Annotated in this window: 23 protein-coding genes and 2 tRNA genes; 19 read left to right on the top strand and 6 right to left on the bottom strand. The window is 28.0% G+C overall.

Annotated features, from left to right (window positions below):
- The first annotated feature begins 61 nt into the window (after positions 1–61).
- The 8 genes from AC2TY9_RS08885 to AC2TY9_RS08920 all read left to right on the top strand — a co-directional run bounded on the left by AC2TY9_RS08885 (position 62) and on the right by AC2TY9_RS08920 (position 5480).
- Positions 62–979, top strand: a complete 918-nt coding sequence (locus tag AC2TY9_RS08885) for a radical SAM protein (RefSeq protein ID WP_489777034.1) — start codon at positions 62–64, stop codon at positions 977–979.
- A gap of 73 nt (positions 980–1052) precedes the next feature.
- Positions 1053–1127 (top strand) — tRNA-Asn (locus AC2TY9_RS08890).
- 38 nt (positions 1128–1165) lie between these two features.
- Positions 1166–1240: transfer RNA gene (locus AC2TY9_RS08895), tRNA-Asn, on the top strand.
- A gap of 161 nt (positions 1241–1401) precedes the next feature.
- Positions 1402–2079 (top strand): winged helix-turn-helix domain-containing protein, encoded by a 678-nt coding sequence (locus AC2TY9_RS08900; RefSeq protein WP_489777035.1) that lies wholly within the window; start codon positions 1402–1404, stop codon positions 2077–2079.
- A 128-nt stretch (positions 2080–2207) separates the two neighbouring features.
- On the top strand, positions 2208–3767 hold the full coding sequence (locus AC2TY9_RS08905) for a flavocytochrome c (RefSeq protein ID WP_489777037.1): 1560 nt from the start codon (positions 2208–2210) through the stop codon (positions 3765–3767).
- 2 nt (positions 3768–3769) lie between these two features.
- The gene (locus AC2TY9_RS08910; RefSeq protein WP_489777039.1) at positions 3770–4210 is read left to right on the top strand and encodes a cytochrome c3 family protein; all 441 of its coding nucleotides are present in this window, start codon (positions 3770–3772) and stop codon (positions 4208–4210) included.
- Positions 4207–4821 carry a cytochrome c3 family protein gene (locus tag AC2TY9_RS08915; RefSeq protein WP_489777041.1) on the top strand — a complete coding sequence of 205 codons (615 nt, stop codon included), beginning with the start codon at positions 4207–4209 and terminating at the stop codon, positions 4819–4821. Before AC2TY9_RS08910 ends, AC2TY9_RS08915 begins: the two co-directional genes overlap by 4 nt.
- Before the next feature lie 2 nt (positions 4822–4823).
- Positions 4824–5480: a winged helix-turn-helix domain-containing protein gene (locus tag AC2TY9_RS08920; RefSeq protein WP_489777043.1), complete on the top strand. Its 657-nt coding sequence runs from the start codon at positions 4824–4826 to the stop codon at positions 5478–5480.
- 244 nt (positions 5481–5724) lie between these two features.
- On the opposite strand, the gene AC2TY9_RS08925 is transcribed toward AC2TY9_RS08920, so the two are convergent.
- Positions 5725–6192, bottom strand: coding sequence for a hypothetical protein (locus AC2TY9_RS08925; RefSeq protein ID WP_489777045.1), 468 nt, complete (start codon positions 6190–6192; stop codon positions 5725–5727).
- 708 nt (positions 6193–6900) lie between these two features.
- On the opposite strand from AC2TY9_RS08925, the gene AC2TY9_RS08930 reads away from it, so the two are divergent.
- The 7 genes from AC2TY9_RS08930 to AC2TY9_RS08960 all read left to right on the top strand — a co-directional run bounded on the left by AC2TY9_RS08930 (position 6901) and on the right by AC2TY9_RS08960 (position 15256).
- Positions 6901–9258: a HAMP domain-containing methyl-accepting chemotaxis protein gene (locus AC2TY9_RS08930; protein ID WP_489777047.1), complete on the top strand. Its 2358-nt coding sequence runs from the start codon at positions 6901–6903 to the stop codon at positions 9256–9258.
- A 411-nt stretch (positions 9259–9669) separates the two neighbouring features.
- A complete protein-coding gene (locus AC2TY9_RS08935; protein ID WP_489777049.1) occupies positions 9670–11610 on the top strand; it encodes a TonB-dependent receptor plug domain-containing protein in 1941 nt (646 codons plus the stop codon).
- A 22-nt stretch (positions 11611–11632) separates the two neighbouring features.
- Complete coding sequence (locus tag AC2TY9_RS08940) at positions 11633–12646, top strand: FecCD family ABC transporter permease (protein ID WP_489777051.1); 1014 nt, start codon at positions 11633–11635, stop codon at positions 12644–12646.
- A complete protein-coding gene (locus AC2TY9_RS08945; protein ID WP_489777053.1) occupies positions 12646–13410 on the top strand; it encodes an ABC transporter ATP-binding protein in 765 nt (254 codons plus the stop codon). The genes AC2TY9_RS08940 and AC2TY9_RS08945 overlap by 1 nt, the downstream gene beginning before the upstream one ends.
- 11 nt (positions 13411–13421) lie before the next feature.
- The gene (locus AC2TY9_RS08950; protein WP_489777055.1) at positions 13422–14324 is read left to right on the top strand and encodes an ABC transporter substrate-binding protein; all 903 of its coding nucleotides are present in this window, start codon (positions 13422–13424) and stop codon (positions 14322–14324) included.
- Positions 14317–15051 carry a hypothetical protein gene (locus AC2TY9_RS08955; protein WP_489777057.1) on the top strand — a complete coding sequence of 245 codons (735 nt, stop codon included), beginning with the start codon at positions 14317–14319 and terminating at the stop codon, positions 15049–15051. The genes AC2TY9_RS08950 and AC2TY9_RS08955 overlap by 8 nt, the downstream gene beginning before the upstream one ends.
- A 1-nt stretch (position 15052) precedes the next feature.
- Positions 15053–15256: a molybdopterin biosynthesis protein MoeB gene (locus AC2TY9_RS08960; protein ID WP_489777059.1), complete on the top strand. Its 204-nt coding sequence runs from the start codon at positions 15053–15055 to the stop codon at positions 15254–15256.
- Between the two features lie 19 nt (positions 15257–15275).
- On the opposite strand, the gene AC2TY9_RS08965 is transcribed toward AC2TY9_RS08960, so the two are convergent.
- On the bottom strand, positions 15276–15476 hold the full coding sequence (locus AC2TY9_RS08965; protein ID WP_489777061.1) for a hypothetical protein: 201 nt from the start codon (positions 15474–15476) through the stop codon (positions 15276–15278).
- Positions 15477–15584: 108 nt separating this feature from the next.
- Here AC2TY9_RS08965 and AC2TY9_RS08970 point away from each other — a divergent pair, with 108 nt between their 5' ends.
- Positions 15585–15977: a hypothetical protein gene (locus AC2TY9_RS08970; protein ID WP_489777063.1), complete on the top strand. Its 393-nt coding sequence runs from the start codon at positions 15585–15587 to the stop codon at positions 15975–15977.
- On the opposite strand, the gene AC2TY9_RS08975 is transcribed toward AC2TY9_RS08970, so the two are convergent.
- The 4 genes from AC2TY9_RS08975 to AC2TY9_RS08990 all read right to left on the bottom strand — a co-directional run bounded on the left by AC2TY9_RS08975 (position 15974) and on the right by AC2TY9_RS08990 (position 19021).
- A complete protein-coding gene (locus AC2TY9_RS08975; RefSeq protein ID WP_489777064.1) occupies positions 15974–16189 on the bottom strand; it encodes a hypothetical protein in 216 nt (71 codons plus the stop codon). The two genes, AC2TY9_RS08970 and AC2TY9_RS08975, sit on opposite strands and share 4 nt — an antisense overlap.
- A 95-nt stretch (positions 16190–16284) precedes the next feature.
- Complete coding sequence (locus AC2TY9_RS08980; protein WP_489777066.1) at positions 16285–17961, bottom strand: protein adenylyltransferase SelO family protein; 1677 nt, start codon at positions 17959–17961, stop codon at positions 16285–16287.
- A gap of 79 nt (positions 17962–18040) precedes the next feature.
- Positions 18041–18535, bottom strand: coding sequence for a redoxin domain-containing protein (locus AC2TY9_RS08985; RefSeq protein ID WP_489777068.1), 495 nt, complete (start codon positions 18533–18535; stop codon positions 18041–18043).
- An 18-nt stretch (positions 18536–18553) separates the two neighbouring features.
- The gene (locus AC2TY9_RS08990; protein ID WP_489777070.1) at positions 18554–19021 is read right to left on the bottom strand and encodes a thioredoxin fold domain-containing protein; all 468 of its coding nucleotides are present in this window, start codon (positions 19019–19021) and stop codon (positions 18554–18556) included.
- 64 nt (positions 19022–19085) lie between these two features.
- On the opposite strand from AC2TY9_RS08990, the gene AC2TY9_RS08995 reads away from it, so the two are divergent.
- From AC2TY9_RS08995 to AC2TY9_RS09005, 3 genes are all read left to right on the top strand, one after another.
- On the top strand, positions 19086–19889 hold the full coding sequence (locus AC2TY9_RS08995; protein WP_489777072.1) for a DnaJ domain-containing protein: 804 nt from the start codon (positions 19086–19088) through the stop codon (positions 19887–19889).
- 357 nt (positions 19890–20246) lie between these two features.
- Complete coding sequence (locus AC2TY9_RS09000; protein ID WP_489777074.1) at positions 20247–21329, top strand: 4-oxalomesaconate tautomerase; 1083 nt, start codon at positions 20247–20249, stop codon at positions 21327–21329.
- An 18-nt stretch (positions 21330–21347) separates the two neighbouring features.
- Positions 21348–22220 (top strand): amidohydrolase family protein, encoded by an 873-nt coding sequence (locus AC2TY9_RS09005; RefSeq protein ID WP_489777076.1) that lies wholly within the window; start codon positions 21348–21350, stop codon positions 22218–22220.

Raw genomic sequence — 22220 nt, forward strand, 5'->3', positions numbered from 1 at the left:
TTTTTAAAAGAGAGGCTTTTAGCTTCTCTTTTTTTATTTCTAACAATTAAAAGGAAAAAACTTGGGATACTCAAACTCTATAATCTTTGGACCAATTCCATCTAGACGATTTGGAATATCTTTAGGAATCGATCTTTCACCTTCATCAAAACAATGTAACTTTGATTGTCTTTATTGTGAGCTTGAGAAAGCTAAAACAGTTGACAAGATGACAACTTATCCAAAAGTTGAAGAAGTTATCACTGAGATACAAAAAAGTCTTGATAAGCACCCTAGAATTGATGTTATAACCATAACAGCAAATGGTGAACCAACTTTATATCCAAAACTTGGTGAACTAATTGATGAAATCAATAAAATCAAAGGTGAAACAAAAACAATGATACTTTCAAATGGAAGTACTATTTATAATCCTGAGATTTACAATGCCTTATTAAAACTTGATACTGTAAAACTATCACTTGATTGTGTTAGTGAGAAGTGTTTTAAAAAGCTTGATAGAATACATGAGGGTATTGATATTGATGCTATGATTGATTCAATGGCTAAATTTAGAAGTGAAACTACAAATAAGCTAGTGCTTGAAATATTATTTGTAAAAACTTTAAATGATAAAGATGAAGAGATAGCATTACTTTATAATGCTGTAAAAAAAATAAATCCACATAGAGTGGATATAGGTACAATTGATAGACCACCTGCATATGAAGTTAAGCCTGTTACATTTGAATTACTTGAGAAAGTAGCAAATAGATTTGAAGGTATAAATGTAAATATTGCTTTTAAAAATAGACCAAAACAAATAAACTCTTATGATGAAAAAGAGATTGTTTCTATGTTAAAAAGACGACCTTTAACCAATGAAGATGTTGAGAATATGTTTGACCTTAAAAGTAAAGAGTTACTAGAAAAACTAGTAAAAAAAGGTGAAATTAAGCTAACAAATAGCAGTGGATTAAATTTTTATAAAATTTCGTAATTTTTCCTAAAAATCCTTGACAAAGAAAATATTTTTTACTATAATTCCATCCCATTTGAAAAGGAAGACAGTTTCCGGCATAGCTCAGTGGTAGAGTAGATGACTGTTAATCATTTGGTCCCTGGTTCGAATCCAGGTGCCGGAGCCACTCAAAACTTTCTTTCAAATGATATTATAATTTTAAATTCCGGCATAGCTCAGTGGTAGAGTAGATGACTGTTAATCATTTGGTCCCTGGTTCGAATCCAGGTGCCGGAGCCACTTATTCAACAACCCCTTGAAACTAGGGTTATTCAACCCAAATTTTTCTTTGACTGACAAAATATCAATTTTTATAAATTTTATCTGTTCTAAAATAACTTAAGCTAATAATTGTTATCATTAAACTAATAAAAAACTATAATTTTTTTTTAAGGTTAAAAATGAAAATTTGTTATCTAGAACCTGATTTAGAATATGCTAATAAAGTTATAACTGCTCTTAATTCAACAAGAACAAAATTTGATATACTACATATTGTTAGTGAAGAATTATTTTCATTACATTTAGATAAAATTCCAAATTTTCAAGTTATTATATTAAATTTAAAAAATGATACAGATTTAAAAATTAAAAGACTAATTAGAGAAAATGGAGGGAATACAACACCTGTAATTTTACTTATAGAAAAAGATAAAATAACTTTTGAATTATATAAAACATTACATTACTTAGATAACAATCATGAATTAGTAGTTAAAGATGATTTAGTATTACCTCTAGTTCATCGTATATTTAAATCATGTAACATATGGAATGATGACATCTTCTTTTTGACAAAAGAGATTTATTTTGATTTCAAACTTTCATTATTTGTTTATAATGATGAAGAAATTCATCTTGGTCCCAAAGAATCACTTTTACTAAAATTATTACTTGTAAAATCTCCCCATCATGCAACTTGTGAAGAAATAATGCATTTTGTCTATGAAGATGATTTTGTTAAAAATGAAAAGATTAGAGCTTTAGTAAAAATTTTAAGACAAAAAATACCAATGAATCTTATTCAAACAAAAAAATATTTTGGATATAAAATCTCAAAAAAATTCTTCACTAATTAAGTATTTTATTTTTACTTCACATTAAATTTCACATTGTACTTCACTTGAAAGTTCATCTATTCCCGTTAAAATTTCATTAAGTTTAAAAAAAACAATTAGTTTTTTAAATTAAATTTTAGGAGAGAAAAATGAAAACAGAAAACATTTCAAGAAGACAAGCCCTAAGAATGGGTGCATTAGGTGCTGCTGGTTTAGCGATGTTTGGTGGGGCAAATGCAATGGCCTCTGAAACACCAAAAGCAAAAGACGTTAAATTTGACGAAGAGTATGATGTTGTTATTATTGGTTCAGGATTTGCTGGATTAGCTGCTGCTGCTAAAGCATCGGAAAGAGGTTATAAAGTACTTGTCGTCGAGAAAATGGGTCGAGTAGGTGGTAACTCTGTTATTAATGGTGGTGCGTTTGCAGTACCAGGAAATAAAGATCAAGAAAAATTTGGTATAAAAGATTCAGGTGATATATTTATTAAAGATTGTTTAAAAGCTGGACTTGGAATAAATCATGTTGAACTTTTAGAAACTATTGTTGAACGTGCTAATGACACACTTGATTTTGCAATTAAATGTGGAGCAACATTTAAACTTGGTCAAAAACCTTCCTGGTTTGGAGGACACTCTGTCCCTCGTACACTAGTTACAGGTAATATGAGTGGTTCAGGTATTATTAAGCCAATGGCAAAATTTGTTCAAGCACTTCCAGGTTGTAAAATAGTTAGAAGAACTAAATTTGATGATTTTGTAATGAATGATGATGGTGCAGTTGTTGGTATTAAAGTTAGATCTGGTTATCGATTTGATAAAAAACTTTTAAGTGATGATGTTGAAAATACATCAGGAAAAGAAATGATAATAAAAGCTAAAAAAGGAGTTATCCTAGCTTCTGGTGGATTTAGTGCAGATAAAGTTTATAGAAAACTACAAGATCCACGAATTCCAGAAGATGCAGATGCTACAAACCATAAAGGTGCAACTGCTGGAGCACTTTTAAAAGCATTTGAAATTGGTGCAATGCCAATTCATATTGGATGGATTCAACAAGGTCCATGGGCAAGTCCTGATGAAAGAGGATTTGGTGTTGGTCCACAACTAACACAACAAGGTTTATTTAAGTTTGGTATGGCTGTTGATGTTAGAAATGGTAAAAGATTTATGAATGAACTTGCAGATAGAAAAACTAGAGCAGATGCAGAGTGGAAAATTTTAAGAAAAGACCCAGATGCTAATCCTGTTGCAATTGGTACGTATAATACTTTTGATCCTCAAATTTTACCTTTGGTTGAAAAAGGACTTGCTACAGGTGTTATGAAAAAATATGATACTGTTGATGCGGCTGCTAAAGCTTATGGTATTCCATTAAAAGCATTAAAAGAGAGTATTGAAAAATATAATGATGGTGTTAAAAAAGGTGTTGATGAATTTGGTAAACCTGTGGCTAAATTTGATGGGCAATGTATTGAATCTAAAGGCCCATACTATTGTGTTCGTCTACAACCAAAACCACACCATACTATGGGTGGATTAAAAATCAATACAAAAGCACAAGTTATTTCTGGGAAAACATTAAAACCAATTCCTGGATTATATGCAGCTGGTGAAGTAACAGGTGGTACTCATGGTGCAAGTAGACTTGGAAGTGTTGCAGTTACTGACTGCTTAACATTTGGTATGATTGCAGGAGAAAATATTTAGTCATGAAAAAAAGAATTAAAGATGTTTTAGTTATTGGAACTCTTTTATCTTTAAGTGCAATATTATTATACGGAGGTGCTAATCAAGCACCTCCTGAGAAGAAAGTTGTTGTTTCAGAAGAAGTAAAAAAAGAGTTCCCTGTTAAATCTCATCATGCAGAATTATCATTTGAATGTGTATTTTGTCATGAGGGGCAAGGAGATGATCCAAAACAATTCTCTGCTCCAGGAGATGAAGGTTGTCTAGCATGTCATAAATCAAAAGATTTTATGGCAAAAAGATTAGAATTTATGGATAAACTTCATGTTAATCCTCACAATTCAATCCATGATGGACCTGTTTTATTTTGTGATGAGTGTCATATGGAACATGAACCATCTAGAAATATGTGTATTGAGTGTCATGAACATGATATTAAACTTTGGATGAAGGATACACCATGAAAAAGAATATAGTTTTATTTGGTTTTATTGGTGTGTTTGTTGGTTTACTTATTGCCCTTGCTACTTATCAAGGTTTACATATGACAAGTGATGATAAGTTTTGTTCAGTATGTCATGAGATGGATCCTATGGTTGCTGCTTATCAAAATGATGTACATGGTGGTGCAGGGCATACTGGTATAAAAGTTAAATGTGTTGAATGTCACTTACCACATGATTCTTTAGCTGCTTATATTTATACAAAAGCAAGAAATGGTGTGATAGAAGGGGCTATTCATTTCTTTGGTGAACCAGAAAAAATTGATTGGCAAAAAAATAGAGAAAAAAGAGCTCATTTTGTTTACGATGAAGGATGTATTAGTTGTCATACAACATATAATTCAAATGAAAAATATAGTAAAATGGCACAGAAACTACACAAACACTATGATAGCTTAATTGGAACAAATAAAGAGATTAGTTGTGCCTCATGTCACGTTGAGATTGGACATACAGGACTAAGAAGTGCTCTTAACTACTATAAACCTGAGTATGAATATTATGAAGGTAAATTAGATAAAGAAAGAAAAGAGCTTGAAAAACTACTTGATGAGAAACTAGATAGGAAATAAACATGAAAATGCTTCTTCTTGAACCAGATAAAAAACTTGCTAAAGATATTGTTGAATGTATAGAAGCAACAAGAGTTACCATTGAAGCAAAAGTTATACATGAGGAGAGAGAAGTTTATGATGATGTTGCTTTTTTAGAAGAGTGTTCAATCTTTGTTTTGAATTTAAAAGAGCCATTAAATATTAACACAATGAGATTTATTAGAGAAAATGGAAATGATGCTCCAATACTTCTCATTTGTGAAAAAGATATTCGACCACGTATGTTCAAAGTGATTTATTACCTTTCTTATAATGATGTAATAGTCAAAGACTTTTCTCCAGAAGAGATAGTTTTTAGAATTTATAAATTATGTAATTTATGGAATGACGATGTCTTTTTTATAAACGATAATACTTTTTATGACTTTAAAAAATCAATATTTGTTCACCATGAAGAAAGGGCTCATTTAGGTAGAAAAGAAGCAATGATGTTGAAAATCCTTTTTATAAAATCTCCTTGTATTGTTACCTTTGATGAAATAATTTATTATGTTTATCAAAATGAGATTGTTCCCCATGAAAGAATTAGGTCAATTATTAGAGAGTTAAGACATAAACTTCCAATTGATTTAATAGAAACAAAAAAAGGTGAAGGTTATAAACTAGTAAAAGACTAGATTGAATTGGAGCTAATTCATTAAATAAAAAATCTTGTTCTTTTTAGTTTTTTGTGCTATATACTACATAATACAATGTAGAAAGAATATAAAAAGTCTGTATTTCGGGGATATAGGCTATCTGTAATTTCATTTTGTAGCTTCCATGTTCCGGAGCCATAAAAAGCTTTTAGATATTTGAACTGAGGTTCTTTTATCTAGAAGCTTTTTTTTTGCCTTTTTTTAAGTAAAAAATTTATCTCTCCTAATTCATCTTTGCTAATTTAATCATAGTATTCAAAGCAGTTTTTAAATTTTCTAATGCATTTCCTGAGGGAACAGCTTTTTTTGCACAATTATTTACAGCAATAGCATGATCTGTAAATAAACGATTTTGTGGGTATCGAGTTTTGTACGCATCAACCAATGTCAATTTATAAGCATTAACTTGTTTTTGCATTGCATTTGCTTTTGAAATATCACCACCATTGTATTTAACTAAACCTGGTGTTACAATCTCTTTTTGTATATAATCATTATATTGTTTTAAACCTAATCGAATAGCTTTTACATCATTTACAGAATATTTAGCAGGTGGTGATGAAATTTTCCCCTCAATAAAGTCTAATAAAGCTTGACAAGCTTGCATATCATTGATAGAAGGCGCTGCAAAAACAGAAGTTGATAAGGTACAAGATAAAAGTACCATTGTTATATTTTTTTTAAATATCATTTTATTCTCCACAGATTTATATTTTTAAATATTGAATAACATTTAATTTTGTTGATTATTAACATTCTATCAGTTTATTGTATAAATGTAGAAAAATCTATAATTTATTTATAAGTACTTAAATGTTCAATCAAGATTGAATTTAGAGATGGTGAAATAACTTTAAATGATGTATGGATTTAGATTTTTAATATTAAAGTATGCAAAGTTGATAGAAGAAAAGTTGTTTTAGCATAATAAGAAAGTTAAATAAAACTCATTAACTAAACATTAATTTAGTGTTGCTTTATGATTAATACTTATAGCTTATAATTTTCTTATGGTTTAAGAAGGAATTGCGAACACCTTCTTAAAATGATGAAAAAAGCGAATTTTCAAAATCTCCTAAAAATAAATCAAGGCTCTTTATGAGCCTTTTTTTATGTCTTATTTTGAGATTATCCTCAGTTACACATTAAAATGAACAATTTTAACTGGAGAATTGTTCCTTCCCTCTACAAATAAATTTATAATACAATTAAATATAATAAGTTACATAATAACTAATGGATAATTAAGCTTGTTTCTAAAATAATATTACAATTGTAATAAAAAAATATGTTTTTTATTATTAGATAAAAAGTTTTTAATAGTTCTGGTCAGATATTATTTCTTGCCTATATATTAAATAAAAAAATGACTCTATAAAATGAGATAAAAGGATTGAAAATGTTAAAAAATATGTCAATTAAAATGAAGCTAATATTATCCTTTGGTGTTATTGCTATTTTAGTAGTTGTTTTAGCAAGTAATAGTATTCTTGGTTCTTCTAAGTCAGGTAAAGGATTTACCAACTATAGAGAAATGGCAAAGGATTCTGGATTGGCCTCAGGAGTACAAGCTAATATGTTAATGGTTAGAATGAATGTTATAAGATATTTTTCTAGTCATGAACAAAAAGACATTGATGGTTTTCACAAATATTATGATTTAACAGAAAAACTTGTCGAAGATGCATTAAAAAAGATTAAAGCTCCTTCTAGAGCAAAACAGGTTTTAGAATTAGAAAAGAACATTAGAATATATAAAGATGATTTTTATAAAGTTGTTGATTTTATAAAAGCAAGAGATAAGTTAGTAGAAAAAAATTTAGTTATCAATGGTGAAAAAATAGAAGAACTTTTAACAGATGTAATGTTATCTGCAGAAAAAGATGGTGATTTTCAAGCCTCTTTAGAAACAGCACATACAATTAGAGTACTTTTACTTGGAAGATTATACGCAGTTAAATTTCTTGATTCAAATAAAAAAGAAGATGCAAATAGAACTATTGAAGAGTTCAATCTCTTAAAAACTGAACTAGCACATGTACAAAAGGCAATTCAAAATCCAGACAGACAAAAAAAATTAGCCCATGCTATAGAACTAATCAATCTTTATAATAAAGGATTAAATGATGTAGTGATTAATATCACAGAAAAAAATAAGGTGATTGATAATTTAAGTATTTTAGGTCCTAAAATAGCAAAATTAGCTGAGGATATAAAATCATCAATAAAAAAAGATCAAAATACAATAGGTCCAGAGGTTGCAGATTTAAATGATAATATACTAAAAACATCAATTATTATTGCAATTATAGTTATTTCATTAGTTCTTTTATCAGCTTTTATAATCTCAAGAGAGATTAGTTCTCAAATTGAAAAGTTCCAAGAAGGTTTACTAGGATTCTTTAAATATCTAAATAGGAAATCAAATAGTGTAGAAAAGCTTGATGATAGTAGAAAAAATGAAATTGGAACAATGGCAAAAGTTGTAAATGAAAATATTGAAATTACAAAAAAAGGTATTGAAGATGATAGAAAATTTATAGATGATACAGTAAAGATTCTTTCTGAGTTTGAACAAGGAGATTTATGCCAAAGAATTACATCTGATGTTGATAACCCAGCATTAATGGACTTAAAAAAAGTTCTTAATTCTATGGGGCAACATTTAGAAGAAAATATAAATGAGGTTTTAGATGTGCTAGAGCAATATACAAACTACAATTATATCAATGAAGTTCAAACATCAGATCTAAAACACCATCTTTTAAAACTATCTCAAGGTGTAAATAGTTTAGGTTCATCAATTACTGAAATGTTATCTAATGAAAAAAGAGTTGGATTAACTCTTCAAAACTCTTCAGAAACTTTACTTGGAAATGTGAATATCTTAAATGATGTTTCAAATGAAGCAGCAGCTTCACTAGAAGAAACAGCAGCTGCATTAGAACAAATGACTGGAACAATCACAAGTAATACTCAAAACGTTATTGATATGGCTGAATTTGCTCATAAAGTAACTAAATCAGTAGAAGAGGGAAATGATTTAGCTAATCAAACCACATCATCTATGGATGATATCAATGAACAAGTAACAGCTATCAATGAAGCAATTACGGTAATTGATCAAATTGCTTTCCAAACAAATATATTATCTTTAAATGCAGCAGTTGAAGCAGCAACAGCAGGAGAAGCTGGTAAAGGATTTGCAGTTGTAGCACAAGAAGTTAGAAACCTTGCAAGTAGAAGTGCAGAAGCAGCAAAAGAGATTAAAGATTTAGTTGAAAATGCAACGACTAAAGCAAATGGTGGAAAAGTTATAGCTGATAAGATGATTCATGGATATACTGATTTAAATGAAAATATCAAAAAAACAATTGAACTTATAAATAATGTAGAAGCAGCTTCAAAAGAACAACAATCAGGAATAGAACAGATAAATGATGCAGTAACAATTCAAGATCAACAAACACAAAAAATTGCAAGTGCTGCAAATGAGACACAAGAAATTGCCGTACATACTTCCCATATCTCTGAAAACATTGTTAAAAAAGTTAATGAAAAAGAGTTTAAAGGAAAAGATATTGTTGTTGATAGAAGAGAAAATCAATTAGATTTAAACTATGATACTTCAAAAGATAGAAGAAAAAGTGAAAATAAAATTAGAAAAATGAAAGGTGAAAAGAATACTAAACCAAAAGAAATTATTGCAAACAATAACTATCAAGATAAAAATGACGACGAATGGGAAAGTTTTTAACATCATAGAGGAATCAGTCTAAAAGCTGACCCTCTTACTTTTTTATACACTTTTATTTCAACATAATTTATTAACAAAAAAATCAAAACTATTTTATATCTTTAAATTCTTTAATTTAGTCATCTATCTGACAGACATGATCATTCTATTTATCTATAATTTTTCTTAACTATAAAAATTAATTTTTTATTTAATTATAAAGTAAATTTATGGAATAAAATAGTAAAATAAAATTTACTTTTAAAGCTTGGCTATAAAAAGTCTTATTAAATCTTGTGAAATTAAAATTTCATTGTTTTTTAGGGCTTTTTTTTAAGAATATAAATATGCTAATTATGCATATTTATATTTTGAAGCTAAGAATACATAAAAAATTAATTTAAGGTAAATATTTTTTTACAAGGAATATAAATGAAAAAAAGTTTTTCATGTTTATTATTGTTATCTTCTTCTTTATTAATTGCAGAAGATACTTTTACATTAGGTGAGATTTCTATCTCTGCAAAACAGCAACAGATATTAGATATTAAAAAGGTTTCAAGTGAAGAATTGATATCTAATCCAGAAAAAAACATTGCAAAAGTTTTGGATACTCAATCTGGTATTACAATTGAGCATAAAGGTGGTAGAGAAGAAAGTTCTTTAATGATTAGGGGTCTTGAAGCAACAAGGACAGGGATTTTTATTGATGGTATACCAATTTATGTCCCTTATGATGGAAATTTTGATTATTCAAGAATTTTATCTACTGATTTAGATAGTGTAAATATTGCAAAAGGTTTTAGTTCAACAATGTTTGGGCCAAATACTATGAGTGGAGTTGTTAACTTCGTAACAAAAAAACCTACAAAGAAGTTTGAAGGTAGTATCTCATCTCAAATAAATTTTGACAATGATTTTAATCAATCTCAATGGTTAAATACTTTTAATTTAGGGACAAAGCAAGATAAGTATTATCTACAATTCAATGGAACATTAAAAAATCGAGATCATTGGAGCCTTTCGGATGATTATGTATCAACTTCATTACAAAGTGAAGGAGAAAGAGACCATAGTGATTCAGATTCAAAATCATTTAATTTAAAAGCAGGTTATACTCCTGATAATAATACTGAATATGTATTAGGAATGAATTATTTAAATTCTGAAAAATCTCAACCAACAGTAGTAGACAAAGATGATGGTAAAAAAAAGTATATTGATTGGCCAACTTGGGATAGTAATTCATTATATTTCATTGCAAATAAAAAATATGATTTGAGGGATATCAAATTTAAATTATATAGAACAAATTATAAGAATACATATGAAGAGTATAAAAATGGTTGGGTAAATTTAAATAAATTAGAATATACAGATGCTTATAGTTTAGGAACTGGTTTAGAGTATACAGAATATGGATGGTCAGATGAACATACTATAAAATTTGCTCTAAATGTTAAAAAAGATAATCATGAAATATTAAGAGCTACAGGAAGTGAAAGTGGATTAGATGATAAATTTGTTGAAAAAGTTTATTCAATTGCAGCAGAAGATATTTATGAACCAACTAATAGATTTAAAATTATCACTTCACTTAGTTATGATTATGCAAATCCAACTGAAGCAATTACATATGATACAGTTGTTAAAACAAAATCAAATGATGCATATAATGGACAATTAGGTTTCTTTTATGATTTTAAAGAAAATCAAACTACTAGATTTACAATTGCTAAAAAAACACATTTACCTACATTAAAAGAAAGATTCTCTGATAAAAAAGGTAAGGCATTAATTAATCCAGATTTAGTTCCTGAAAAAGCAACACATTATGAACTAGGACACAAAATAAATTTTGATAATTTTGAATTTGATACAGCATTATTTCTAATTAATGTAAAAGACCCTATTCGAATAGTTGACAATGTATCTGGTTCTAAAAGCCAAGAACAAAACACTGGAACAGAAGAGTATAAAGGGTTTGAAACTTCTGTAAAATATAAACAAGATTTATATACTTTAGGTTTTAATTATACTTATATAAATATTGAAAAAGATGATGGTTCTATTGTTGTAACAGATGTTCCTAAACACAGTGCTTACTTTTTTGCAGATTATACTCCAACAAAAGATTTAAAACTTACTGCAAATATGACATTTAAAAAAGATTTGATTCTTGAAGATGCTAATAGTAACTATGTTGATGTATCTAATATAAAAGTTATTGGTGTAAATGCAGATTACAAATTTTCAAAAGATGTTTTATTTAGTGTTGGGGTAACAAATTTAACTGATGAAAATTATGAATTAGATTTAGGTTACCCAGAACCTGGTAGAGAATACTACGTAAAATTAACATATAAATTTTAATTAAAAAAATAGGAAGACTTAGATGAAAAAAACTTACTTTTTACTAGTAGTTATACTTTTATGTCTTTCTATTGGTTCTTTATTTTTAGGGCATTATAAAATATCTATTACAGAGTTTTTAGATGTGATGAAATACTCATTTCTAGGGATAGAACCTGCTTCTTTAGAAAAACATCAGCTTTTACAAAATATAATTTTTGATATTAGATTACCTAGAATATTAGCTGCAATATTAATTGGTGCATCTTATGCCGTTGCAGGAGCATCATTTCAATCAATGTTTATGAATCCCCTTGTTTCACCAGGTATTTTAGGGGTGCTTTCAGGCTCAGCTTTTGGTGCAACCTTATCTCTTGCATTTTTTAATAGCTGGTTTCTCACTCAAATTTTTTCTTTTGTATTTGGTGTAACTGCAGTTGTTTTTGCAATATTTATCACTTATATTTATAAAGAAAGAAATAGCTCAACGTTAATACTTATTTTAGGTGGAATTATTAGTGGATCATTTTTTTCAACCTTACTTTCAATAGTTAAATATACAGCAGATCCATATGATAAATTACCATCAATTGTTTATTGGTTAATGGGAAGTTTAGCTTCTGTTGAATTGAATGAAATATATTTATATTCTATTCCAATGTTATTAGGTATTTTTTCTTTAATAATTATGTCTAAATATTTAAATATCTTAAGTTTTGGAGATGATGAAGCAAGAAGTTTAGGTGTAAATATAAAGTTAGTTAGATTTATAGTGATTTTATGTGCAACATTAATCAGTGCATTAAGTGTTTCAATTGGTGGAATGATAGGCTGGATAGGATTAATTATACCCCATTTTGCAAGGTTAATAGTAGGGTCAAATAATATTGTTTTAATACCAACTGTAGCACTAATGGGAGCAATTTTTTTAGTTTTAGTAGATAATATTTCAAGATTACTTTTAAGTATTGAAATTCCAATAGGTATATTAACTTCGGTTGTTGGAATTCCAATGTTTATTATTGCTTTAAAAAATTCAAGAAAAGGATTGAATTGATGATAAAAATATGTGATGTTAGTTATAGCTATTCAAATAAAAATGTATTAGATGGTATTAGTCTAAATATACAAAATGGTGATGTTATCTCTTTATTAGGTGCAAATGGAGCAGGGAAAACAACCTTAATAAAATTGATTCTAGGGCTTTTATCTCCAAGCACGGGAAAAATATATTTAGAAGATAAAGATGTTTCTAAATATAAACAAAAAGATTTAGCTAAAAAAATAGCATATGTTCCTCAAAATAGTTTTTTACCTTTTTCTTTTAGTGTCTTAGAAGTTGTTATGATGGGAAGAATTGCTTATCAAAGTATTTTTTCCTCTTATAGTAAAAAAGATAAAGAGATTGCACTTAACAGTTTAGAAATTGTAGGTTTGTCTAATCTTTATGATAAATCTTATAATGAATTAAGTGGTGGACAAAAAAGATTAGTTTTAATTGCTAGAGCATTAGCACAAGAAGCGAAAATATTTATAATGGATGAACCAGTAAGTGGATTAGATTATGGGAACCAACTAAGGTTATTAGAACATATTAAAAAGTTATCACAAAAAGGGTATACCTTTATTAAATCAACTCACTATCCTGACCATGCATTTCTAGTTTCAAATAAATCTATACTTATAAAAGATGGAAAAATTTTATATGATGGAGTTACTTCTGAAGTGATAAATGAAAATAGCATTAAACAGTTATATGGAATAGACGTCGAAATTACAGATTTATATAAACATAGTTTTTGTATACCAAAATTTGCCTAAGGAAAGATTTTATGAAAATAGTATTTTTATTTTTTATTTTATTAAGTTCTTTATTTGCTTCACAGATTAAACAATGTAGCCAATATGGAAAAGTTGCAAAAAATGTTGTTGGTAAGTCTCGACCAGTCAATATGATGATTCAATCTGTATATGAGTTAAAGTTTCCAGATAAAATATCAAATAAAGTAGATCCCTTTAAAAAACTAGAATCAGTTGAAGATTTATTAAATAAAAAAGTTGATTTAGTTGTTCTTTGGAACTCAAAAGGTAATTACTCAAAATTAGCCAGAAAATTAGAAAAAGTAGGAATTGATTCTTGTTCTATTGATTTAACAACTATTGAAAGTTATATCCAAGGGTATAAAACTTTGGGAAGAGTTATGGGAAAAGAGGATAGGGGAAATAGTTTATCTAAGTATATTCAAACTGAATTAGCAAATATTAATCAATTAACAAAAAAAATTCCTAATGATAATTTGTTAAATGTATATTATGCAAAAAGTGATGATGGCTTAGTAACTGAATGTGAAGATTCAGTTCATTCAGAAGCAATAAAATTAATAAACGCAAAAAATCCAATAAAGTGTAATGATTTAAAAAACATGAGAATTAAAATAAATCTAGAGCAACTATTTTTAATAAATCCAGATGTAATAATTACAAATAAAAAGAATTTCTATAAAAATATATTTTCAAACAATAAATATAGATATTTAAAAGCAGTAAAAGAAAAAAAGGTATTTTTAATACCACAAAAGCCTATAAACTGGATTGATAATCCACCATCTTTTTTTAAGACATTAGGTGTTTATTGGTTAGGATCTAAAGTTTATCCTAAATATTTTCCAAATAATTTTGATAAGAAGAAAGAAGAGTTCTATCAATTGTTTTTAAATAGGAGTTATGATGAGTAGTTATAAAACATATATTTGTATTGATGATACAGATGAGATAGGTTATGAAAAATCAACTGGACAATTAAGTGAAGAGATTCAAAATCATATAGAAATAAAGTATGGCAAAAAATGTTCTTTAATTACAAGACATCAGCTTTTCATACATGAAGATATACCTTATACTTCACATAATAGTTCAATGTGTTTTACAACATATTTAACAAAAGAGGAAAAAGTTGAGATTAGAGATTTTATTGTTGAATATATAGAAAAATATTCTGCCCCAACTTCTCAGCCAGGTATTTGTATAGGTTTTGAAAAAGACTTGACAGATATAGAAGCTTTGATTAAATATGGATTTGATGCTAAACAAAAAGTATTAACTAAAGATGAAGCATATGAAATGGCTAAAATTCAAAATTTACATTTGAGCGAACATAAAAACGATGGACAAGGTGTTATTGGAGCTCTGGCAGGAGTTGCATTAAGACTATATGGAAGTGATGGAAGAGTAAAAGGGAATTTGAAAATTTCAAAAGAGTATGTAAGTGTAAAAGAGCTTTTAACAAATGAGACTATTGATGAGGTTCAGTTTGAAAATGGTGAAATTGTATTATCTAATATTGATATAAAGATAAATGACAAATTAAAAAGAGTTATGCTTAATCATAAAGCAGTTGTTTTAATAAAAAAAGAGTTAGATAAATATTTACTTTTAACAACAGAAGAGTTAAGGAAATACTAAAATGTTTGAGTTAGTAAATCATAAGTTCGTATTTAAATTTGGAAGAGAAAATTATGAAGAAGCAAAGAAAATGGCAGAATCTTGTAAATATTTTTCTTTAGATGCAGATGAAGATGAATTGGTAACATCAACTAAATTTAACTCTTGCTATAACTGTTTATTTAGAAGATGGACAAGGGATAGCTTCCATTGCTTAAAAAAATAAGAATACTTAGAGTATATTTTTAATTTTCATTAAATCTAACTACAAAGTATCCCATAGCCATTTCACCTAAACTTACTAATCCCCACATAGGATGATAGTAAAATCCCCAAAATATTGCTATGCCTAAAATTGCTAGTATGATTTTATTATTCTCTTTTAGTATTTTTGTAATTGCATAACCAATTATGAAAAACACTATAACATATATCATTATTTCCATATGAATCCTTTTTGTTGTATGAAAGTGTATACAAGTAATCTTTAGAAAAGATAAAAAATAATATGTTAAAATCATCTCTTGGAAAATTTTTTATAAAAAGGAGATTGTTTGTCAATATTTGCTTTGCAATCATTAGTTGGTGGATTTTTAGATGAGGATATGGTACATTTTAATAAAAACTTTGATGATTGGTGTATACAATTTGATAGTTATGAAGATGCTATGGATATCGTACAAACTTTAGAAAATCAAGAAACCATTGATATTGTTGAAATAACACCTTTAACTTATCCAAAGTATTTTTTTAATTCTCTGCAAGGCACTATTCATGCAACAAGACAAATCGATGATAAGATTATCTGCGTTGTTGAACCACATATGGGTGCAAACTTTAAGATTGCCATATGCGATTTAAATACGAAAAATGTAAGGCTCACAAAAACTAGTTATAAAACAATTCCAAGTATAGAAAGTGCCTTTGCTAGTTTTGGTGATTTTTAAAATGCGCTATTGATTTGTTTTTTATATTGATTTATAGCTTTGAAAATTGTATCCCAAATTTCTGATAGTTCTAATACACCTATTTCATTAAATAACTTAGAAACTTTTGATGCCATCTCTTTACTATCAACCTCGTAAGAAATTACCTTATCACTAAATTTTACTACAACATTGTTATCTTGTGTTATTGCTTTATATTTACTTCCAATCATAATTTTTTCCTATATGTTTTTCCGTAAAATGATACAACAAAAAAGTGGCTATAAAGTAGTGAAAGCAATAAAAAAAAGTCCAAAATGGACTTTTTTTATGATGAACATGTAATATGAGAAATGCCAGCTACTCCAAAATAATCATTTGGTTTTTTTACATAGTATTTCTCTTCTATTTGTTTTGATTGTTCTAAATAAGGATTAGTCATCACCTCTTGTAATTCAAGAATTAGACTATAGTCCCCATTATTTGCCTTTTCATAAGCTTCAACTAAAAACCACTCTTTTAGAGTATATTTAGGGTTTATAGTTTTTAATTCTTCACTTGAAACATAAAGTTTACTTTTCCAAGTCTCTAACCATTTGTTCCATCTATTTTGCAGGTCTTTATCATTAATTTTTCTATAAAAGCTAATTTCAAGATCTGAAATATCTTTTGGAATTGATGAAAGTTCACGGAAGAATATTGTATAGTCAGCTTCACTTTTCAACATTAGATGCATTAACTCATTAAATAGTTTGTCATCATATTTTTCTAAACCTAATTTTGAAGCCCACATCTTTTCCATTTTTTCATTCATCACTTTTGCAAAACCACTTCTAATACCTGCAAGATTTTCTAAAGCGTTTTGATTTGTTTCAAGTAATGGCATTAAAGCACTACAAAAACTATTGAAGTTTTTTCTTGCAGCTTCTGTTTGATTGAAAAATGAAAAGTGTAATCCTCCACCTGTCCAAGGTTGATATTCAGGATCAAAGATATCAATAAATCCAAAGGGTCCAAAGTCTAAAGTATAACCTCCAACAGCAGTATTATCACTGTTAAAATTACCTTGACAATATCCAACTTTTATCCAATTTGCAATTAATGAAGTTAGTCGTTCTCTAAATTTTAGGGCTAATAAAACTACTTTTTCTTCAAGGCTAGAGTTTTCCTCTATCTCATCTTGATATTCTCTTTTTATTCCATGAAGTACAAGTTGCTCAAGCTCTTCTAATGCTTTTGGATGCTCTTTTTTTCTTGCTCGTCTTCCAAATAGTTCAAATTGACCAACTCTTATAAATGATGGAGCAACTCTTGTTGAGATTGCAACATTTTCTTCAATCATTCGTTCAGGATCCCTCGAATAAGAGTTTTCATTAAACCAAGGTCTAGTAACAGTTTCCATTTTCGAAGTATATAAGCTAAGTGACCTTGATGTAGGAACACCAAGGGCATACATATGTTCTTGGGCTAAAAACTCTCTTATGCTAGATCTCAAAACTGCTCGTCCATCTGCACCTCTACAATATGGTGTTCTTCCTGCTCCTTTTAGTTGAAACTCCCATCTTTTATTATTTATAACTGCTTCTAAAATAGAAATGGCTCTACCATCTCCATATCCATTTCCTGTTTGAAAAGGACATTGCATGTAGTATTCAGTCCCATAAATAGATAGGGCATATCCAGTTGCCCAACCAATATTTTTTAAAGGTTTTTTTATACTTGAAGTATCCCCTGAAAACATTTTAATAAACTCTTCATTTTTTGCTAAAGAATCATCCAAACCTAATTCTTTAAAAAAAGTTTTACTATGGGTAATATATATTGGATTTTTAATAGCTGTTGGAGTTACAGGTACATAGTGCCCATTAAAAACCTCTCTTGGGTTATAGTTTTGTCCATCTTTATTTGCCAATGGATCACAAACAAGTGTATTTAAAAAAGAATAATCAGCAAATTTAGCTAGTTCATCAATTGTATTTATATTTTTTATTGTGTTATTTTTCATTTTGTAGTTTTAACATAACAAGTTAAAATAGATAAAAAAATTAGTATTTAAAAAGTTTTATTAAGTATAAAATAAATTTTTATTTGCTCCACCATAGTTTTAACTTTAAACTAAAGCTTGAAGTGTATCCAACATCGGAGAATTTTAGCTTTCTATTTTTATCATAGATTAATGTTGTGGGATATACTTTTATATTAAATCTATAGGCAAAATCGTTGTATGCATCATCTATAACCTTAAAGTTAAGGTTGTTTTCTTTTAGGTATTTTTGTATCTCTTCTTTTGAACCAGATTGACTAGTAAAGCTTATTACTTGATACTCTTTTGAAAGTTGTTCTATATTTGGTGACTGAAATTTACAAATAGGACACCATGTAGCCCAAAAATATATCAATAATGGTTTGTTTTCATCTAAAGAATAGCTTGAACCATCAATTAGTTCAAAGGCTTTGTATGGAAAATCTTCTTTATTCAAATCTTGTGATTTATAAAAGCTTACTACATTTAATACAATGACTAAAATGATTGAGTATTTAACAATCTCTTTTATATATTTTTTTATTTTTTTATTCATGGAACGATTTTAGAAGTTTTAATTTCTATATTCTTTATTATAAATCTCTAAAGCTTTTTCTAACTCCACTTTATAATCTCTTTTACTTTTGTATCCAAATGATTTATAAAAAGCTTTTTGCTGTTTTGGGTCAATAAATAAAACAGTTGGAACTCCTTTAGCTTCAAATTGTTTTGGAAGTTTATCTTTATCCCTAAGCAAACTTAGAGGTATAAAATCTTTTTGAACTTTTATATTAATATTTTTTCTTGTAAGTGTTTTTACTTCAAATTTATTGCAATAGGGACATTCTGTTTGTCCTATCATCATCATTATTGGTTTATTTTGTTTTAGAGCTTTTTGTAAAGCTTTTTCATATGAAATTTCATAGTTCATCTCTTTTTGTAATCTTTGTGAACCTGCAAAAAGATTCAAACTAAGAAAAAAAGTAAATAGTAATAGATATTTAAAAACTTTAATAATAAATCCTTTAAAATATAATTGCACATTATATCATATAAGGTTAAATAGATATAATTGTCAACTAAATTATCAAAAAACGGATTAAATAATGAAACTAAAAAAATGGATTTTTATAGCAATTCTTCTTGTTGTTTTGTATTATACATTTATAGTAAATACATTTTTAACATTATCAATTATATTTGGACTAATTGTTGCTTTTAAATTATACAAATATTATCAAAGAAGAAAACTCAATAAATTAATAAACTCAAAAGAGGATTTTGCCAAAAGCGAATTAGGACTTTTTATAGCACTTGTTGCAAAAGTTGCTAAAGCAGATGGAAGAGTTCAAGAACTTGAAGCGCAACTTATTAAAATGATGTTTGATGATATAACAAAAGTATTTGATGAAAAGCAAAAAGCTAGAGATATCATGAAAGAAATTTTCAATGAAGAGAAACAAAAAAGTGATAATACACAGCAAATTGCAAGTGATTTAAATAATCTGATTGGAAAAAGTATTTTAAAAAGAAGACAATTTGTTGGTTTTTTAATCCAATTAGCTTTTATTGATAGTGGAATAGGCGATGAAGAAGACAAGATTTTAAGAGTTATTGTAGGTGAATTAAATATTTCAGAAGAACAATATAAACAGTTCATAAATAATTTTGAAAACAAAATGAAAAACAATAACCAAACTATGAGTGCAAAAGAAGCCTATGAAATTTTAGGTGTGAAAGAAACTGATGATATGAACACAATTAAAAAAGCTTATAGAAACTTAATTAGAAAATATCACCCTGATATTATTAGCTCTCAAGATAAAGATGAATCATATATGGAAGAAGCGACTGCAAAAACTCAACAAATAAACCAAGCTTATCAAGTTATTAAAGATATTAAAAAATAAATACTAATATAAAAGTGTGTACTTTTAGAATTAAAAGAGAAATTAGAAAGATTTTAATTTCTCTTTTTTTTATATTTTTTAAAAAAGTAATTATAAAATAAATAAACAAAAAATATATCTCGTATTTTCTAATAAAACCCCAATAAATAGAGTTCTACAAGTAGTTTTCAATATATTAACATTATCCAAATACATATAGATTAATAACTTAATTTTCTTTTTCTTATAAACTAATTTTATAATGCTATGCTATTGCTATCTTAACTTAAAATGAACTTATGTCCGTTAAGCGTACTTTAAATTTTCCAATGCTATAGTTTCTGTACAAATGTTCGAAAATTAAATAAAAGGTTAAAAATGGGTTATGAATCAATACCATATATGCAAATAAGAGGTGGTAGTTCAAAGGGTATTTATTTTGATAAAAATGATTTACCCAAGGATGAAAACCTTAGAGATGAAATCATATTAAGTATTGTTGGTCGTGACTCTAGACAAATTGATGGTTTGGGAGGCGCGAATCCCCTTACTAGTAAGGTTGCTATTGTAAGTAAATCAGAAAAAGAAAATTGTGATATAGATTTTCTTTTTGTACAAGTAGTTGTTGGTGAAAATAGAGTTGATAGCTCTCCAAATTGTGGAAATATATTATCAGGTGTTGGAGTTTTTGCTATAGAAAATAAGATGGTAATACCAACAGATGATACAACAACTATAAAAGTCAATATGATTAATAGTAACAATATTTGTGAACTTGTAATGCAAACACCAAATAAAAAATTGAAATTTGATGGTGATGCAAGAATTGATGGAGTTCCTGGAACATCTGCTCCGATTATATGTAATTATCTTGATGTTGCAGGATCTGTTTGTGGTTCGCTTTTCCCAACAGGGAATAAAAAAGATGTTGTAAATGATATTGACATCACATGTATTGATAATGGTATGCCTGTAGTTTTAATTAATGCAAATCAATTAGGAATTACAGGATATGAAAGTTGTGAAGAGTTAAGCAATAATTCTGAATTAAGAAAAACATTAGAAGAATTAAGATTAGAAGTTGGTCCAATGATGAATCTTGGAGAAGTATCGAAAAAAGTTGTACCTAAGATGACAATTGTTTCAGCTCCTAAAAGTGGTGGAAGTATAAATACACGAACATTTATACCACATAATTGTCATGCGGCAATTGGAGTACTTGGTGCAGTTTCTGTTGCAAGCGCTTGTTTGTATGATGAGTGTGTTACTAGTGATATTATAAAAGTTAAAAATATGCCAATTGCTAATTTAACCATAGAACATCCAAGTGGAGAGTTTACAGTTGAATTAACAAGTGAAAAAATGAATGATGAATTAAGTATTAAAAAAGCTGGTTTATTAAGAACTGCTAGATTATTAAGTAAAGGTGTGGCTTATCCACATCCAGATGATTTAAACTAAGAACTAGAGGAGATAAATTTGGAAAAGAAAACTTGTATGGCGCCAGATAGGAATACTAAGACGCCAGTATTTAAAGCTATGGAAAATGCTTGTGATGCCCATTGCCATGTATTTGGACCACATGAAGTGTTTCCATATTCGCCTAAAGCAACTTATTGGCCACCTGATACACCAGAGGTGCTGTTAAGAAAAATGCATGATACTATTGGAATTTCTAGAGCTGTTTTAGTTCAAGCTTCTTGTCATGGTAAAGACAATACTGCAATGCTAGATGCTATAAAAAATGACCCTAAAAGATATAAAGGTGTTTGCATGGCAGATGATACCTTTAGTGATGAAGATTTTAAGTATTTAGATGAAAATGGGGTTAAAGGTGTTAGATTTAATTTTGTAACACATTTAGGTGGAGCACCAGATTTAGAAATGATGGAAAGAGTAATTAATAAAGTAATACCTTTAGGTTGGCACTTAGTAATTCATGTAAATGCAGAAGATATTATCAAATATGAAGATTTCTTTGCAAAATTTGATATTACAATTGTAGTTGATCATATGGGAAGAGTTCCTACAACTGAGGGTGTTGAACAAGAAGCCTTCAAAATCTTATGTAAATTTATGGAAAGAGAAAATTGGTGGGTTAAAATCTCTTGTGCAGAAAGAATTTCAGTGCAACCACCATTTTATGATGCAATTCCATATGCACAAAAACTAGTTGCAATAGCACCAGATAGAATTCTTTGGGGAACAGATTGTCCTCATCCAAATATCAAGAAATATATGCCAAATGATGGAGATTTATTAGACCTTTTTGCTCTAATGGTTCCAGATTCACAATTACAAAAGAAAATTTTAGTAGATAATCCAGCAAGACTTTATGGATGGGAGGATTAA

It is taken from the genome of Arcobacter sp. ISO1 (genome assembly GCF_058105185.1).